12 protein-coding genes are annotated in these 16,796 nt (G+C 69.7%); 5 read left to right on the plus strand and 7 right to left on the minus strand.

The features are described from left to right. Positions 1–25 precede the first annotated feature (25 nt). Positions 26–934, plus strand: a complete 909-nt coding sequence (locus tag CHC08_RS23425; RefSeq protein ID WP_089209513.1) for a proteasome assembly chaperone family protein — start codon at positions 26–28, stop codon at positions 932–934. Beyond that, on the plus strand, positions 927–1,964 hold the full coding sequence (locus CHC08_RS23430; protein WP_089209514.1) for a Gfo/Idh/MocA family protein: 1,038 nt from the start codon (positions 927–929) through the stop codon (positions 1,962–1,964). The genes CHC08_RS23425 and CHC08_RS23430 overlap by 8 nt, the downstream gene beginning before the upstream one ends. A 214-nt stretch (positions 1,965–2,178) precedes the next feature. Here the strand turns inward: CHC08_RS23430 and CHC08_RS23435 are convergent, their stop codons facing one another. From CHC08_RS23435 to CHC08_RS23445, 3 genes are all read right to left on the minus strand, one after another. Next, on the minus strand, positions 2,179–2,976 hold the full coding sequence (locus tag CHC08_RS23435) for a tyrosine-protein phosphatase (protein WP_089209515.1): 798 nt from the start codon (positions 2,974–2,976) through the stop codon (positions 2,179–2,181). Positions 2,977–3,215: 239 nt separating this feature from the next. Next, positions 3,216–5,675 (minus strand): tetratricopeptide repeat protein, encoded by a 2,460-nt coding sequence (locus CHC08_RS23440; RefSeq protein ID WP_179282172.1) that lies wholly within the window; start codon positions 5,673–5,675, stop codon positions 3,216–3,218. Positions 5,676–6,193: 518 nt separating this feature from the next. Next, complete coding sequence (locus CHC08_RS23445) at positions 6,194–8,302, minus strand: M6 family metalloprotease domain-containing protein (protein WP_245878500.1); 2,109 nt, start codon at positions 8,300–8,302, stop codon at positions 6,194–6,196. 147 nt (positions 8,303–8,449) lie between these two features. On the opposite strand from CHC08_RS23445, the gene CHC08_RS23450 reads away from it, so the two are divergent. Beyond that, a complete protein-coding gene (locus CHC08_RS23450; RefSeq protein WP_089209517.1) occupies positions 8,450–9,517 on the plus strand; it encodes an amidohydrolase family protein in 1,068 nt (355 codons plus the stop codon). 8 nt (positions 9,518–9,525) lie between these two features. On the opposite strand, the gene CHC08_RS23455 is transcribed toward CHC08_RS23450, so the two are convergent. Continuing rightward, the gene (locus tag CHC08_RS23455; RefSeq protein WP_089209518.1) at positions 9,526–10,101 is read right to left on the minus strand and encodes an NADPH-dependent FMN reductase; all 576 of its coding nucleotides are present in this window, start codon (positions 10,099–10,101) and stop codon (positions 9,526–9,528) included. Between the two features lie 359 nt (positions 10,102–10,460). Then, complete coding sequence (locus CHC08_RS23460; protein ID WP_245878501.1) at positions 10,461–10,883, minus strand: MarR family winged helix-turn-helix transcriptional regulator; 423 nt, start codon at positions 10,881–10,883, stop codon at positions 10,461–10,463. 117 nt (positions 10,884–11,000) lie between these two features. On the opposite strand from CHC08_RS23460, the gene CHC08_RS23465 reads away from it, so the two are divergent. Then, a complete protein-coding gene (locus tag CHC08_RS23465; RefSeq protein WP_089209519.1) occupies positions 11,001–12,830 on the plus strand; it encodes an ABC transporter ATP-binding protein in 1,830 nt (609 codons plus the stop codon). Positions 12,831–12,926: 96 nt separating this feature from the next. On the opposite strand, the gene CHC08_RS23470 is transcribed toward CHC08_RS23465, so the two are convergent. Both CHC08_RS23470 and CHC08_RS23475 read right to left on the minus strand, forming a co-directional pair. Then, complete coding sequence (locus CHC08_RS23470) at positions 12,927–13,625, minus strand: dienelactone hydrolase family protein (RefSeq protein WP_089209520.1); 699 nt, start codon at positions 13,623–13,625, stop codon at positions 12,927–12,929. 93 nt (positions 13,626–13,718) lie between these two features. Beyond that, positions 13,719–15,731, minus strand: a complete 2,013-nt coding sequence (locus tag CHC08_RS23475) for an erythromycin esterase family protein (protein ID WP_089209521.1) — start codon at positions 15,729–15,731, stop codon at positions 13,719–13,721. Positions 15,732–16,195: 464 nt separating this feature from the next. Between CHC08_RS23475 and CHC08_RS23480 the strand changes: the two genes are divergently transcribed. Continuing rightward, complete coding sequence (locus tag CHC08_RS23480) at positions 16,196–16,690, plus strand: NUDIX domain-containing protein (protein WP_179282173.1); 495 nt, start codon at positions 16,196–16,198, stop codon at positions 16,688–16,690. Positions 16,691–16,796 lie beyond the last annotated feature (106 nt).

The raw sequence follows: 16,796 nt of genomic DNA on the forward strand, positions 1-16,796 counted from the left end.
ACGACCGACGAAAGGCTGGAAAACGGTGTTCGACCCGACGGATCTCTACCGGCTCAGCGGAGACATCCCTGAGCTGACCGATCCGGTGCTGCTCTACCAATTCGATGGGTTCGTGGACGCGGGCGGTGCCGGACGGCTCGCCATCGGTCACCTGCTCGACGAGCTGGAGCACCGGGTCGTCGCGACGTTTGACGTGGATCGCCTGCTCGACTACCGGTCCCGGCGACCGATCATGACTTTCGACACCGACCGGTGGGTGGATGTGGACAGCCCCGGGCTCATCCTGCATCTCGCCCACGACACCACGGGCACACCGTTCCTGGTGCTCACCGGCCCCGAGCCGGACCGCGAGTGGGAGCTGTTCACCGCCGCCCTCGACACACTGGCCACCCGGCTGAACGTCAGCAAGCTGGTGACCGTTCACGGCATCCCGATGGCCGTCCCGCACACCCGCGCGCTGGGCATCACCGGTCACGCCAGCCGTCCCGAGCTCATCACCGGCCAGACCAGCTCCTTCGGCAAGGTGCAGGTGCCGGGCAGCGTGGCGGCGCTGATCGAGTTCAGGCTCGGCGCCAAGGGACACGACGTCATGGGCTACGCCGTGCACGTCCCGCACTACCTCGCCCAGGCCGAATACCCGTCGGCCGCGGTGACCGCCCTGGAGGCGGTCACGAAGGGCACCGGGCTGGTGTTCCCGCTGGAGAGCCTGCGGGAGGCCTCCGACAAGACCAACGTCGAGATCGCCGAGCAGATCCAGGCCTCCGAAGAGCTGTCCACCGCCATCACCGGCCTGGAGCAGCAGTACGACGCGTTCGCCACCGGCTCCGCGCGCGAGAGCCTGATGGCCGAGAGCTCGGAGATGCCCACCGGCGACGAGCTCGCCGCCCAGTTCGAGGCCTTTCTCGCCGAGCGTGACGAGCAGCGGGGTGACTGACCTCCGCGTCGGTCTCATCGGGTACGGCGTGGCGGGGGCGTTCTTCCACGCCCCGCTGATCGCCGCGACTCCGGGGCTGCGGCTGTCCGCCGTGGTGACCGGAAATCCCGAGCGGGCAGCCGAGGTGAGCGAGAAGTACGACGCGCGTGCGGTCGGCGACGCCTCCGACCTGTGGGACTCCAGCGACCTGGTCGTGGTCGCCTCCCCCAACCGCACCCACGTCCCGCTGGCGACGGCCGCCCTGAACGCGGGTCTGCCCGTCGTGGTCGACAAGCCGCTGGCGGCGACCGCGGAGGAGGCACGCGGCCTGATACGGCTGGCGCGCGATCGCGGCCTGATGCTGACCGTGTTCCAGAACCGGCGCTGGGACGGCGACTTCCTGACGATCAGGCGGCTGCTCTCCGCGGGAGAGCTCGGCACCGTGAACCGGCTGGAGTCCCGGTTCGACCGCTGGCGCCCCACGCCCAAGGGCGGCTGGCGTGAGGTCGGCGGCGCCGACGAGATCGGCGGCCTCCTCTACGACCTCGGCAGCCACCTGGTGGACCAGGCACTGCGACTGCTCGGCCCGGCCACCGAGGTCTACGCCGAGCTCGACATCCGCCGCCCCGGGGTCACCGCCGACGACGACGTGTTCATCGCGCTCACACACGCGAGCGGAGCCCGCTCCCACCTGTGGGCCGGCGCGGTCACCCCCCGGCTCGCCCCCCGCTTCCGGGTCCTGGGCTCGCGGGCGGGTTACGTGAAGTACGGCCTGGACGTTCAGGAAGAGCGCCTGCGCGCCGGTCTCGGCCCGGACTCCCCCGGCTTCGGCGACGAACCGCAGGATCGGTGGGGCACCGTCGGCATCGACGACGACAACCACCCCGTCCCCACGGAGCCGGGCGCCTATGCCGACTTCTACGGGGCCGTGGCGGCGAGCCTGCGCGAGGGCACTCCGCCTCCGGTCGACCCGGAAGAGGTGGTCGAGAGCCTCACCGTTCTGGAGGCCGCCCGCCGTTCGGCCACCGAGCGCCTGATCGTCTCCCTCTGAGACCTGCCGAGGATCTGAGACCTGCCAGGTCCCCGTCGGCGCCCCTCACTGAAACCTGCTGAGGTCCCCGACCGGAATCCCTCACCGAGACACGGCGCCTCCGGCCGGGTGCCCGCTGAGCTCCCGCTGGAACAACTCCGGCCCGGTTCTCCCCGAGGTCTCCAAGACTTCGGGGATCCGGGGGCCGCCGGTCCACCGGCGGCTCCCGGGTCGGTCAGTCGCGCAGACGGGAGCGGACGGCCTGGGAGTCGGCCTCGGTCCAGCCGTGTGCGGTGAGCCACGCCATGGGACCGCCGAAGCGGTCGTCGAGGACGCGCAGGAACTGCTCGATGTATTCGGGGCGCGGCCGGTGCTCGTCGGCCGGGCGGGTGTCGAGGTCGTCGCGGTAGGTGAGGCTGGAGCGCAGCCGGGCCAGGATGCCCTCCAGGCGGTCGCCCGTGGCGACGTAGTCGGCGACGATCGCCTCGCGGGTGACCCCGGCGATCTCCAGCGCGAGGGCGCTGACCACGCCGGTGCGGTCCTTGCCCGCCGCACAGTGGATGATCGCGGCGCCGTCGTCATTGGCCAGGGTGCGCAGGGCGGCCAGGACCGAGTCGGGGCGCTCACGGAGATAGCCGTAGTAGAAGCCGGTCACCCTCAGCTCGGCGAGATCCTCGTCGGCCCGCTCCTGCCAGGGCAGCACCTTGTCGGCCTCGATCGTGTCGGCCTCGACGTCGGTGTGCCTGCCGCCTTCGGCGAACAGGGTGAGATGGTGGATGCTCACCTCCGGCACGGTGGTGAGCGGACCGGGTCCCTCGAGGCTTACCTCGGGGGTGGATCGCAGGTCGATGACGTGGCGGAGTTTGAGCTCCCCGACGAGCAGTTCGACGTCACGCTCGGTCAGCCCCTGCAGATTGTCCGACCGATATATCCGGCCGAAACGCGTAGTCCCGCCGTCCACCGTCGCGAGCCCGCCGAGGTCGCGCACGTTGACGGCACCTTCAAGATCAATCCATCGCGTCAAGTCGTTCATCGCTCACCAGCTTATACGCGGAAATATGAGCAAGCAGTTAACGTTGGACGCCCGTTGCCAGAAATAGCGGTGCCCTCTCGGCAAGTCCGTAAATGTGCCACATTCATGGCAATGAGATGAGACTGACCGCCGCCCCGGCCGATTTAAGCCTCCCGCGCGGGAACTCCGGGGTGCGACCATCCCGGCCCGATCGATGCGCCACATTCATGCGATGAGAAAGGCCCGCGGGTCCTGACCATTCAGCCTCCCGCACGACGCAGGAGCTCCAGGGTGCGCCCCACCCCGGACTGATTGCCGAGGCTGCGGTAGATGTCCAGGGCCTGCCGGAGTACGGAGACCGCCGCCTGCCGGTCGCCCGCCTCCAGGTGCGTCTCCCCCAGGTAACGCAGCGACCTGGCCATCCACCAGCGGTCGCCCAGCTCCTCGAAGTCGCGCACGGCCTGCCGGAGTGACTCCTGCGCCTCCTGCGTACGGCCCAGCCGCCCGTGGGCGCGTCCGGCGGACAGCTCGGCCCTGGCCACGCCCCACGAGTCGCCGAGCGCGGTCAGCATCTCGGCGGCCCGGCGCACGTAGACGAGCTCGCGGAGCCCGTCGGCCGGGTTGCCGACCTCCCCGGCCGCGCGCAGGCACCTGGCCTCCTCCCAGAGCTCACCGCGGAGCCTGAACATCTCCGCGGCCCGGTCCAGGCTGAAGCCCGCCCTCGTGAAGGCCTCCGCGGCGCCGCCGTCACCGTCGGCGTGCAGCCCCCTGGCCGTCGCGGCGAGGACCTCGCCGTAGGCGCGCAGCGTCTGCGCCTCGGAGTAGCGGTTACGGTCGTATTTGAACACCTCCAGGGCCTCCTCCAGCAGTTCCCTGGCCTCCTTGGGCCTGCGCTGGGCGAGCCGGAGTTCGGCGAGGTTCCGCTGGGTCCTGGCCGCCCACCAGCGGTCCTCCTCACCCTTGAAGTCGGCGATGGCGCCGATCAGGTAGTTCTGCCCGCGGTCGAGGTTGCCGTCGCTGAACAGGGTCATGCCGACCGTGCGCATCGCCCGCGCCGCCCACCAGGACTCGCCGAGGTCGGTGAAGATCTCCAGTGCCCGCTCGGCGTCCGCCACGGCGGACCGGTGGTTGCCCTGCCCGCCCGTCACCGCCGCCCGGTCCAGCAACGCGATGCCCAGCGCCCGCTGGTCGCCCATGCGGAGCGCGGCCTCGCACAAGATGTCGGCGACCGTCCGCCAGTCGGACCAGTAGGCCCTCAGGGAGTGGCAGAGCGAGCAGAAGGCCCGGCCCAGGCCCCAGGCCAGCTCCCACATCTCCAGGCTTCTGGCCTGGCTGATCGCGGCGACCAGGGTCAGCCGTTCGGCGTTGAGCCAGTCGGCCGCCGAGCTCTGGATCTGCGCCGCGGACCTCGGGTCCACGGGCTTGGCCCTGCGCCCCCAATCCTGCGGCCAGCGGGCCACGGCCGCGGACTCGGCGCGGCGGCGGTAGCCGGAGAAGACCCGCTCGACGGCCGCCCGGCGGTGGCCGTCGTCATCGTCGGAGAGGGCCAGCTCACGGGCGAAGATCCGGACGAGGTCGTGCAGCCGGTAGCGCATCACCCCGGCGAAGTCGATGCCCGAGCACTCGGCGAGCTGGGCGTCGATGAGCACCTCCAGCTGGTCGGCGCCGTCCGGCTCGGAGGTGGCGAGCAGCTCTCCCGCCACCCAGCCGGGCACGTCGGGGGCGCTGATCAGACTGAGCAGGCGCAGCAGGCGGCGCTGGAGGCCGGTGCAGTCGTCGTAGCTCAGCTGGAGGGAGGCGCGCACGCTCTTGTCGAGCCTGGGGGCGAGCTGGAGGTGGTCGAGGCGGCGGCGCTCGTCCTTCAACCGGTCGGCGAGCTCGCGCAGGGTCCAGTTCTCCCGGGTGGCCAGGCGTCCGCCGCAGATGCTGAGGGCCAGCGGCAGGCGGTCGCACATCCTGACGATCTCCTGGGCCGACTCCAGGTCGGCGACGACCCGGTCGTCTCCGGCCAGCCGTGCCAGCAGCTCCACGCCCTGCGCCTCGCTGAACACCGACAGCTGCTTGTCGTAGGTGTTGAGCAGGAAGAGCGGCTGCCGCGAGGTCACCATGACCGCGCAGCCGGGCTCGGCCGGGATCAGATCCTTGACCTGGTCGCCGTCGCGGGCGTTGTCCAGGCAGATCAGGATGCGCTTGCCCTTGGTCCAGGTCAGCCAGAGCTTGCGCAGCTCGGCCGGACCGCCGGGATCGGTGGTGAGCCGTACGCCGAGCGCACGCAGGAAGCCGATCAGCACCTCCTCGGGGCTGATCGGGGCCTCCACCGCGCCGCGCAGGTCGGCGTAGAGGCGGCCGTCGGGAAAGTGCCCGGCGATCTCGTGCCCGAACCGGGCGATGAGCACGGACTTGCCAACCCCGCCCCTGCCGTACACCGAGACGACCAGCGGTGAGGCGCTCGCCGCGTGCCCCCGGGAGCGGCGCTCGGCGAAGACCTCGCGCAACTCGGCCAGCGACTCGGTGCGGCCGGTGAAGTGCGCGGACACCGGCGGCCACTGGTCCGGCGGACGCCATGACCTCTCGTCGCCGCCGACCTGCTCCCCGTCCCGCGTGCCGGCGGTCGCCCAGGTGAGCACGCCGACCAGGAGTCCGGCGACCGCGGTGATGCCGACCTTGGCCCCGACGGGCAGATCCCAGACATCCAGCGAGGTCGCCAGGATACTGGCCATCGCCGCGGCGATCCCGGCCGCGGCGGGCGCCGCCAGTGAGATTCGCCGCCTTGGTGGTCTGGGAACACGCTGATCAGGCACGTTTGACGGCCCGGCCATCCATCCACGCCCCTCGGAGAAGACCACGGCACGTCCGCGGCCCCCGCCCCAGCCGACGCGTTCTCTCAAGATTCATTGAACCAGATACCGGACCGGTGACCACAGATCTCGGGGGTGCCAACCGGTTGGTACGCACACTTTTCATGAACCGCACACTCCGCGTGGGGCGCCCGGATGCTCGCCGGCGTCGCCCCCGTCCGGCGGTGTCCGGCCGTCCGGTTCACGGGGACTCCCACGAGGCGGGGGTACGGCATGCATGCCGTACCCCCGCCGTCGTTCTTCCGCGGATCTCCCACAGGTCTTCCACAGCCGGGCCGTGCGCTGTGCCTCACGGACCGGCTCTGTCCTTCTGCGGGCTCCTACAGGTTTCTACGGGCCGCTACAGGTTTCTACGGGCCGCTACAGATTTCTACGGGCCGCTACAGGCCGATCGCGTGGCAGGTCGCCTTGGCCTTCTTGGACGGGTCGCTCTCCGAGGTGGCGGTCAGGGTGACCTTGCCGAGCAGACTGCCGCCCTTCGCGCGCTGGGCGTTGACGGCGACCTTCGTGTTCTTGCCCGAGTCCGCGGTCACGAGCTCGTTGGGCAGTGAGACGGTCCAGCCCTTGCCCTCGACGGTCGCCGACAGCCGGTAGACGTCGCCCTTGAGGTAGGCGCTCACGTCCTCCGGGTGCTGCCCCTGGGCCGGGGCGGCCTTGCCGGTGTTGAACAGCGGGAAGCTGCAGTTCGACAGACCCTTGGCGCCGGGGATGCCGACGGCCGGGAGCAGCTTCACGCCGCGCTTGTTCGGGCCGGCGCCGTCCAGGGAGCGGATGGCCACCGTGTAGGACAGGATGCCCTTGCGGTCGCGCTTGAGGTCGAGGACGTAGAAGTGGAGGCGGTTGGCCTCGTCCACGTACTCGAACTCCGATCCCGAGTTGGTGCCGGCGTGGAACAGCGCGTCCGACAGCTGGCGGTAGTCGCCGAGCGTGATGGGCACGGCGGTGCCGTCCGGCAGGACGTAGTCGGTCATGCCGATGTCCTGCGGGTTGGCGTCGATCACCCACTCGAACGGCGCCCGGTCCTGGTCCTTGGTCTTGGCCAGCAGCACTCCGGAGTCGGCGGTGAAGGAGTCGGCCCCCATCCTGTCGACGACCTCGACGGTGTAGTTGTTGTAGCCGCCGCCGTCGCAGAAGGGGTCGGTGTTCACGTTGCAGGCCGGGCTGCGGTCGCCGTCGCCGAAGGCGATGTTGACCCCGGACAGGCCCGTCGGTCCCGGCTGGTTCACCCGGGCGGTGACGTTGGCCACGACGAGACCCGACTCGGCCAGCGCCGCGCGGGACAGGCGCAGCACGTTGTTCTCGTCCACCATCTCAAGCTTGATCTTGTTGCGGAGCATGTGCTGGGCGCCCATGGAGCCACCGCCGGTGGGAGGGATCGTCCATCGGCTGTGCGGGCCACCGGGTCCGTTGAAGCTGCCCCGGCTGAGCATCTCCCACATGCCGGTGTAGTCCCGGCGAGCCGGCACCCCGAACGGGTTGTTGTAGTTGTCGCCGATGCCGAGGATGTGGCTGAACTCGTGGGCGTAGACGCCCTGCCCGGAGCTCTCCGCCTGGGTGGACGAGCCGCCCCCGGCGTTGGGCCAGATGGTGGAGGCCGAGGCCCAGGAGGTCCAGTCCACGTAGCGGGTCCTGGCCCAGTTGGTCAGGGCCGAGTCAGGCGGGCCGAATTCGTCGGTCACCGCCTCCTTGGTCGGGAACTTCATCGACCCGAACTCCTGCCAGGTGGCCGACTCGTCCTGGCCCGCGCTCAGGTAGAAGACGAAGTCGAACCCCGCGGGGACCTCCGGGCCGACCGCGCTGTCCCACGCGGCCCGCCCGTCGGTCCTGATGTTCCTGTTGCAGTTGTCCCCGGCCGGGCAGGCGGTGCCCTCCTGGAACTCCATGGCGTACTCGTGTGACTTTCCGGGCATCTGGTATGGACCGAAGGCGGTCAGATCCACGCCGTAACGACCGCCGGAGTCCTCCATCCAGTATTCGTGGATGGTGTGGCCCCGGTTGAGTTCGTTCGGGGTGTTCAGGAAGTTCTTGTAGAACGTGGCGACCTGGTCACGGGGGATGTCGTGGGCCTCGGCGCTGGGGTTCTTGAAGACGGTCGAACCCTTGGGCTGGGTGACCACGAAGGGCTGGTTGGGATAGTCGAGCAGGACGAGCGCGCCGCGGAAGGTGCGCTTGGATCCTGTGGCCTTGGGGTCGGCCCACTTCGTGCCCGGAGGCTTGGTGTAGTCGGACCACGTCATGTGGTCCGGGTTCTTCCAGTTCTGCGGGTCGATCGGGGCGGGACCGTCCGGCTGGGTGCGCAACCTGGCCTCGGGAGAGCCCTCGGCGGGGGCGTCCAACTGCCAGGGCTGCGTCTGGGGCCACTGGTCAAGACGCCAGGGCTGTTCGGGGTCGGGAGAGGGATCAGCGGACGCGGGGAGGGAAGCGAAGCCGATCGGAAGCAGCACCACGGCTGCGATCAGTGCTTTCAGCGACCAAGGGGGGCGAGTCACGATAAACGACGGTATAGATCAGTTTCGTAGAGATCAACACCATTTGTAAAGAAGCTGGGTCATCTGAGCGTTTTCTCCGTGGGGGCGTTTGAGATCGACAGGCTGATCAACGTAACCTGGGAAAGGGACGAAACCACAGGAGTGCCTATGCCGACGCGGGCCGACCAGACCATCGGCACGCGCGCGCGGGCACCCGTCTCCATCCACAGCGCACCGCTGGTCCTGCCGGTCTGCGCCCCACCGGTCGAGGACGGCTCCGTCCTCGTCAGGGGTGACCGCGTGCTCAAGGTCGGGCCTCGCACGAAGATCGAGGCCGCCTATCCCGATCTCACTCCGGTCCGCTGGCCGGGCATGATCGTGCCGGGCCTGGTCGACGCGCATCTCCGGCTCGACAGGACCGCCTTCCCGCCGGTGTTCGCCCACGGTGTCACCGCCGTCGGGGGCGTGGCCGCCGACCTGGACGCCGCGTCCACGCTCGGTGAGGCCGGACTCGGGGGCGTGACCTACCTTGAGACCCGTTGCGAGGACGAGGCCCGGTGGGAGGCCGACGGGCGTGATCGGCTGATCACCGCGATCGGCGAGGTGGACCACCCGGGGATCATCGGAATCGCCGCGCACTCCCCCGATCCCATGGTCATGGAGGACCTGGCCGTCCTGTCCCGGACCTTCGGCCTCCGGCTCCACGTCGACCTGGGCCGCCATCCGGTCGGGTTCCTGGACGAGGTGGGAGTCCTCGGCCCCGGCTGCCACGTGGCGATCTCCGGACCGCTCGACGAGGCCGACCGCAAGCTTCTCCGGATCCGCGGTACGGCGGTGGCGATCTCGTCGCCGTTCGCCGCCGACGGCCTGCTGGACGGCGAGAACGTGATCGCCTTCGGCACCCACCTCGGCGGCGACCCGCTGGCCGCCGCCCGCATGCTCGACCGGAATCCCGACCTCGACCGCGACCCCGGCCGCGCCCGGCTCCTGGTCGAGGCGGTGACGCTGGGCGGGGCGCGAGCGCTGGGCCTGGCCGAGGGCGCCGGTCGCCTGGGCTGCCTGGGACCGGGCAGCCGAGCCGACTTCGCCGTCTTCGCCGTGAAGGCCGACGAGCGGACCGCCTACACCGCCCTGCTCCACGAGGGACCGGGCCGGTGCGTAGCCACGATCATCGGCGGCCGGCCCCACTGGCGCCTCGACAAAACCCAGGACGTCGAGACCAGGCGTCTGGCCTGAGCCCGCGGCTAAGCGGTGGTGGTGCCGCGCAGGGGCGCCAGTGCGCCGGTCCAGCGCAGCAGCTCGTCCAGCATGAGGGTGGCGGTGTTCTCCATGGCCTCATCGGCCTGGATCTCGCCCTCGTCGTTGAGGAGCCGCATGGCGAAGGAGATGGGCAGCCCTTCGAGCAGGGGCACCATCTTCAACGAGGTGAGAATCGGCTTGATCCCCTGAACGGCGCGCAGGCCGCCGGAGACGCCGCCGTAGCTGACCAGCCCCACGGGCTTGTACGCCCACTCGTTGTTCAGGTAGTCGAGGGCGTTCTTCAGCGGCGCGGTGTATCCGTGGTTGTACTCGGGCATCACGATGACAAACGCGTCCGCGGCGTCGGCCGTGGCGCTCCAGTCCTTGGTGTGCTGGTGTTCGTAGCGGCGCAGCCGGGGGTGGTTGGGCTCGTCCATGAGCGGCAGGTTCAACTCGGCCAGGTCGACCACGTTGACCTCGAAGCCACCGTGTTTGACCGCCCAGTCGGTGAACCACCGGGCCACGGGCAGACCGATCCTGCCGGGACGGGTGCTGGCGATGATGACATGCAGCTTGGGCATAGGGGTGGACGCTCCTTGGCGCGTGATACTGGGGATCGGGTGACACGGGTCCAGGCGGGGAGCGGGCGAGCGCGTTCACCCACCGGCGGCCCGGCGGAGGCAACCCGGAGGAGGCTCCGCCAGACATGCCGTCCCTGACTTTCGATGTGTCAGTAACGCCGAGGAGCCGCGAAAACATACCCGTCCGAAACCACGAGCGTGTTCGGTGACGGCCCGTCACAGGGCGTGACGCCGGCCTCTTCGGGCATCGCCCGCCATGACGCGGGCCCTTCGTGGCGCCGTACGACATGGCGCGGCGACACCATAGGAGACCTGACGTGGATCACGCCGTGACACCGCACGGCATGGAGCGGATCCCTTCAGCCGGGTTGACGGTCCACGACGCTCAGCAGCTCTCTGAGCTGGTCCTGCTGCTCGGGAGTGAGCACGGAGAACAGCTCCTCGGCCGCTCGCCTGCGGGCCTCGCGCACCTGTTCGTATCTCGCGCGGCCCTCGGGGGTCGTCACCAGCAGGGTGGAACGGCGGCTCGCCGGATCGACCTCGCGGCGAACCAGGCCCGCCTCCTCCAGTGCGTCGACCACCGAGGTCACCGAACGCGGCACGATCTTCAGCCTCTCGGCGAGCTGCACCATCTTGAGCGGCGACTCGGAGTCGATGATCATCCTCAGCGCCCGGGCCTGGCCGGGGCTCATCCCGAGTGGGCCGAGCTGCTCGCCGTACCCCCGACGCAGTCGATGTCCGACTCCATGCACCAACTCGGCCAGTTCCGTCTCCACGGCCATGAACTTATCTCATTGTTTACGGGAATGACTATGAGCTAGCCTCTGTTTGAGTAAACCTCAGAGAGGAGTTTCATGGCCGTACGAACCCAGGGGGCCGTCCAGCACGAAGGAACGCACATGGACCGCGAACCCTTCGTGAATGACGAACCCCGCGCGCCCTTGCGGCGCATCGTCGCCCTGTTCCGCCCCTACCGCGGCCGGTTGGCCCTGGTCGGCGGGCTTATCGGGCTGTCCTCGCTCGTCTCGCTGGCCTCGCCGTTCATGCTGCGCGAGGTGCTGGACGACGCCATCCCCCACGGCAGGACCGGCCTGCTGACGCTGCTGGCACTGGGGATGATCGCGGTCGCCGTCACCACCAGCGTGCTCGACGTCGTCCAGACGCTGATCTCCACCGGAGTCGGTCAGCGCGTCATGCACGACCTGCGCACCGGTGTCTACGGCCACCTGCAGCGCATGTCCCTGGCCTTCTTCACCCGCACCCGCACCGGCGAGGTGCAGTCACGCATCGCCAACGACATCGGGGGCATGCAGTCGGTGGTCACCGCCACGGCCGCCTCGATCGTCTCGAACCTGACCACCGTGATCGCGACGATCATCGCGATGCTCGTGCTGGACTGGCGGCTGACCATAGTGTCGCTGCTGCTGCTCCCCGTCTTCGTCGGGATCAGCCGCAAGGTCGGCCGGGAGCGCAGGAAGATCACCTCCGAGCGGCAGCGGAAGCTGGCCGCCATGTCGTCGATGGTCCAGGAGTCTCTGTCGATCAGCGGCATCCTGCTGGGCCGGACGATGGGCCGTTCTCCCGAGCTCACCCGGCGTTTCTCCACGGCCTCCGACGAGCTGGCCGATCTGGAGGTGCGCTCAAGCATGGCCGGGCGCTGGCGGCAGTCCACCATCCAGATCATCATGGCGGCCATGCCCGCGATGATCTACTGGGCCACCGGGCTGACCTCGGTCGTCTCCATCGGCACCGTCGTCGCCTTCACCACGCTCCAGATGAACCTGTTCCGGCCCACCGTGTCACTGTTGCGCCTCGGCGTCGACGTGCAGAGCTCCCTGTCTCTGTTCGGCCGGATCTTCGAGTATCTCGATCTGCCCGTAGACATCCACCCCGGCACCCGGACGCTGACGAACGTGCGCGGGGAGATCCGCTTCGAGCACGTGGACTTCTCCTACGCCTCCCGCGACTCCTCCGGCGAGCACGGAGAACAGAACCCCTCCGGTGACGCCGGCGAGTCCGAGGGTGAGTACGGCGAGGACACGACGCTGTCGGACGTGAACCTCACCGTCCCCGCGGGCACGACCCTGGCCGTGGTCGGCGAGACCGGCTCGGGGAAGACCACGCTGAGCTACCTCCTCCCCCGTCTCTACGACGTGACCGGCGGCCGGGTCACCGTCGACGGCGTGGACGTACGCGATCTGACCTTCGAAACGCTGGCCGAGACGGTCGGCGTGGTCTCCCAGGAGACCTACCTGTTCCATTCCTCGATCGCTGACAATCTCCGCTTCGCCAAGCCGTCCGCGACGGACGAGGAGATGGTCGAGGCCGCGCGTGCGGCACGGATCCACGACCACATCATGTCGTTGCCCGACGGGTACGACACCATGGTCGGCGAGCGCGGCTACCGGTTCTCCGGTGGCGAGAAGCAGCGCCTGGCCATCGCCCGGACGCTGCTGCGCAACCCGCCCGTGCTGATCCTCGACGAGGCCACCAGCTCCCTGGACACCCAGACCGAGCGTGCCGTCCAGGAAGCGCTGGACACCCTGTCGCACGGCCGTACCACCATCACGATCGCCCACCGCCTGTCCACCATCATCGACGCCGACCAGATCGTGGTCCTGGCCCACGGCCGCATCGTCGAACGCGGAACCCACGCCGAGCTTCTCACCGCCGACGGCCCCTACTCCGCCCTCGTCAGCCGCGACCAGCCCCTGACCATCGCCGCCTGACCCCATCGAGCCCGCTTCCGCGATACGGCCGCTCGAATTCAACGTCGGTCCAGGCCGCCCCAGGATGCGTAGGTCCAGGCCGCCCCGAGGTTTCGATCAGAGGCTTTCAGCGGCGTCGCCCTCCCGGCCCGGCGTCTGCGGCAGATGGCGGAGGAACCACTCTCCGGCCAGGTGGGCCACCTGTTCCAGCGTCCCGGGCTCCTCGAAGAGGTGAGAGGCCCCGGGGACGATCTCCAGGCGTGTCTCGCCACGCAGCTCCCTCATCGCCTCACGATTGAGATTGAGGACGGCGGGATCGCGCTCTCCGACGATCAGCAGCGTGGGCTGGTGAACCGACTGGAGCGCCGTACCGGCGAGGTCCGGCCGCCCGCCGCGGGAGACGACCGTCTTCATGAGGGCGGGGCGGGCCGCGGCGGCGACGAGCGCGGCCGCCGCGCCCGTGCTGGCACCGAAGAGCCCGACGCGGAGATCGGCGGTGGGCCGGTGTTCCACCAGCCAGTCGGCCAGTGCCGCCAGCCGTATGGCGAGCCGGCCGATGTCGAAACGGAACTCGCCCGTCTGGATGTCGACCCGCTCCTCCGCCGGCGTGAGCAGGTCGGCGAGGATCGTGGCGAGGCCCGCCCTCTGGAGCTCACCCGCCACGTATCGATTGCGCGGGCTGTGGCGGCTGCTGCCGCTGCCGTGCGCGAAGAGCACCATTCCCTGTGCCTGCCGTGGCACCGCGACATCGGCCTCCAGCACGACGTCCACGGCCGGGATCTCCAGGCGCTCCAGGTTCATCCGGACGGCGTTCATGGCATTCCCCCTTCGGGCGGAAAGGACGGCTCTCTCCGGGGCCGGGAGGATCGAGCCGCCTCTCCTTCTCGAGTGCGTACGCGGCCTGACGGGTCATACACCGGTCGGGTAGGTCTCGGGGACTTCTCCCTCCTCCCAGCCGGCCGTTCGCTCCAGCGGCTCGACCGCCCTCGTCTCGTCGATGTGGATCACCGCGTCGAACTGGTCCGCCACGCGCGCGTGGAGGTAGTGGCTCTGCCGTTCGGTCCGCGGGCGGTAGACGACGCCGATCGCCCGTTCCAGCCGCGGCGGGCGCAGCGCTTCGGCCGCCTGGGGCGCGAGGCCGAATGAGAGCAGGAACTCCTTGTTGCCGGCCTCGTGGAGCAGCGCCTCGATCGACCCGGAGAGCGCCGGCCTCACCCGCACGCGCCCGGCCGGACCGCCCCAGTCCTCGGCCGCCGTCACGGCGCCGGCGTAGGTGGTGAACCCGATGAGGCGGCACTCGCCGGGGTACCGTTCGCGCGCCAGCCGGCCGAGGTTGACCTCGCCGCGAGCGGCGGCCTCCGTCACCCGGGCGTCACCGACGTGTGAGTTGTGCGCCCATACGACGATCCTCGGCGGCCTGCCCCGCCGGCGGGTGAGATGTTCGGCGAGGGCGTCCAGGGTGCCGGCCATGTGGCGGCCGCGCAGGTTCCAGGAGGAGACCTTCTCGCTGAACATCATGCGGTAGTACCCCTCGGCGGCTTTCACGGTCCGCGCGCTCTGCTCCGCGTGGAAGAGCTCGTCCTGGGTGAGGATCCCGTCCCGCCGGACGTACTCCAGCGCGTGACGCTGCAGGTCGGCCAGCTGATCGACCACCTGCCGCTCGCACGGCTCGCCGGCCCCGAACGCGGCGGCGAAGCCGTACGACCGGCCGTCGCCGCCCGCGTGGTGGTCGAAGCAGGCGTAGCGCTCCCGGGCGCGTGCCGCGGCCCGCGGGTCGACCCGTTCCAGGAAGGCGACGACCTCGTGGATGGACCGGTGCAGGCTGTAGAGGTCCAGTCCGTAGAAACCCGCCTTGGCCCGCTCCTCCCTGCCCGCCCGATCGTTGTGCTCACGCAGCCACGCGACGAAGTCCAGCACCACCGTGTTGCGCCACATCCACGTCGGGAAACGCTCGAAGCCGCGCAGCGCCTCCTCGGCGGTCGCGTCGTCGCCGCGTCCGTGGACATACCGGTTCACCCTGTAGGCGTCGGGCCAGTCGGCCTCCACCGCCACCGCGCAGAAGCCCTTCTCCTCGATGAGCCGCCGCGTCATGCGCGCACGGGCCTCGTAGAACTCATGGGTGCCGTGCGAGGCCTCCCCGATCAGTACGAAACGCGCGTCACCGACCAGTTCGAAGAGGTCCTCCTCGCGCGGCACGCCCTCCTCGGTGGGGAGAGCCTCCAGGCGGACGGCGGCCACCTCCGTGGAACCCCGCGACCCCGTTCCGGCCTGTCGTGATCTCGACGCGGTACGCAGCAGATCCTGCACTTCCTCGTCGGTCGTCTGGTCGAAGTCCCAGTAGGACCGTCCGACCGCCAGAAAAGGCGACGGTGTGGTGGCGCAGACCATTTCATCGGCCATGGCACCGATCTCGCGACAGGTGGACTCGGGCGCGGCGGGAACCGCGACGACGATCGCGGCCGGCCGGTGACGGCGGAGGGCCTCGACGGCGGCGCGCATGCTCGCGCCCGTCGCCAGCCCGTCGTCCGCCACGATGACGGTCCTGCCGGTGAAATCCGGCGGGGGACGTCCCTCCCGATAGGCCTTTTCTCTCCTGAGGAGTTCGCGGCCCTCCCGTTCGGCCGTCTCCTGGATGACCTCCGGTGGGATCTTCATCCCCTGGATGACGTCCTCGTTGAGCACGATGACCCCACCGCTGGCGATCGCCCCCATCGCCAGCTCCTCCCTGCCGGGGGCACCCAGCTTGCGCACCAGGAAGGTGTCGAGGGGAGCGTTGAGGGCCACCGCGATCTCGTATGCCACCGGCACGCCGCCTCGGGGTAGCCCCACGACGATGACATCCGGCGTGTCCCGATAGCGCTCCAGGCGTCCCACAAGAGCGCGACCGGCGTCCCGCCGATCCTGAAACAGGCGGTCTGACATAGCCGCCACCCCCTGATCGGTGTAGTCGGCCCTACCTCTCTGCACATGCCCAAACAGCGGCCACTGATTGGGGCGCCACGGATGAATTCCGAGTTTTACCTGGAGCGGCACCTGTCTTTACCGGTGCGAGCGAGAGCGCAACGCGATGTGGGGAATCGGCCCTCCACGGAGCCGAACGCGGCAGGTCAGATCTCGCCCTATGTCAGCTTTTCGGCACCCCCGGAGCCATAGCCGACCACCGGCCACGCCAACCCGGCCACCCGGCATCGGGTGGCCGGGCGTGGTCGATGACCTTGTAGATGCCGTCGGAGCTGTATGGGTGTGGATGTGATGTCACCCACGAGCCATCCGTGGCCCCCGTCCGGATCTCGCGACCCCCGCGCGCGCCTGTCGTTTGCTCGTCGGGGGCGGAGCGCGGCCAGGTCACGGGGCCGTACGGAATCCTCGGGAGTAATGTGAACCGAATGACCACGCCCTACCTTGAACCCACCGAGTGGTATGCCAGCCTGCCCAGTGTGTTCACCTCGGCCTGCATGCTGCTCACCGACACCAAGGACCAGGTCCTGCTGGTCAAGCCGAACTACCGGCCCGGCTGGGGCTTCCCCGGTGGGATCACCGAGGCGGGTGAGGCTCCCCACGACTGCGCCATGCGGGAGACCGCCGAGGAGCTCGGCGTCTCGGTCAAGGCGGACGAGCTCCTCGTGATCCACTGGTTGCCGCCATCGGGAGAACGCCCTCGCGCAATGATCAACTTCATGTTCGACGGCGGCGTCCTGAGCGACCCCGGCCGCATCCGACTGCAGGTCGAAGAGCTCGACGAGGCGTCGTTCTTCCCCTGGGACATCGCCGCCACCCTGCTTCCGGTGAACATCGCGGCGCGCCTCCCCGCGGCGCGTCACGCCCGGGAGAGCAGGCGTCCCGTTTATCTGCCCGGCGAACCCGGGATGGTCGGCGGCTGAGAAACCCCTCTCCCCGGCGCATCCGGCCCCGATCGGCCAGAGGTCCGAGACGCCGGACGCGCCGGGGAAATCGGGGAGGGGGCCGGATCCACCGGCGGGCGGCGGA

This window comes from Streptosporangium subroseum (genome assembly GCF_900188345.1).
In the GTDB taxonomy this organism is placed as follows: domain Bacteria; phylum Actinomycetota; class Actinomycetes; order Streptosporangiales; family Streptosporangiaceae; genus Streptosporangium; species Streptosporangium subroseum.

Bases quoted from the DNA above. Each gene is read 5' to 3' on its own strand.
- CHC08_RS23435 (WP_089209515.1), bottom strand. From the start codon at position 2,976: ATGAACGACTTGACGCGATGGATTGATCTTGAAGGTGCCGTCAACGTG.
- CHC08_RS23440 (WP_179282172.1), bottom strand. From the start codon at position 5,675: ATGGCCAGTATCCTGGCGACCTCGCTGGATGTCTGGGATCTGCCCGTC.
- CHC08_RS23450 (WP_089209517.1), top strand. From the start codon at position 8,450: ATGCCGACGCGGGCCGACCAGACCATCGGCACGCGCGCGCGGGCACCC.
- CHC08_RS23455 (WP_089209518.1), bottom strand. From the start codon at position 10,101: ATGCCCAAGCTGCATGTCATCATCGCCAGCACCCGTCCCGGCAGGATC.
- CHC08_RS23460 (WP_245878501.1), bottom strand. From the start codon at position 10,883: ATGGCCGTGGAGACGGAACTGGCCGAGTTGGTGCATGGAGTCGGACAT.
- CHC08_RS23465 (WP_089209519.1), top strand. From the start codon at position 11,001: ATGGACCGCGAACCCTTCGTGAATGACGAACCCCGCGCGCCCTTGCGG.
- CHC08_RS23470 (WP_089209520.1), bottom strand. From the start codon at position 13,625: ATGAACGCCGTCCGGATGAACCTGGAGCGCCTGGAGATCCCGGCCGTG.
- CHC08_RS23475 (WP_089209521.1), bottom strand. From the start codon at position 15,731: ATGTCAGACCGCCTGTTTCAGGATCGGCGGGACGCCGGTCGCGCTCTT.
- CHC08_RS23480 (WP_179282173.1), top strand. From the start codon at position 16,196: ATGACCACGCCCTACCTTGAACCCACCGAGTGGTATGCCAGCCTGCCC.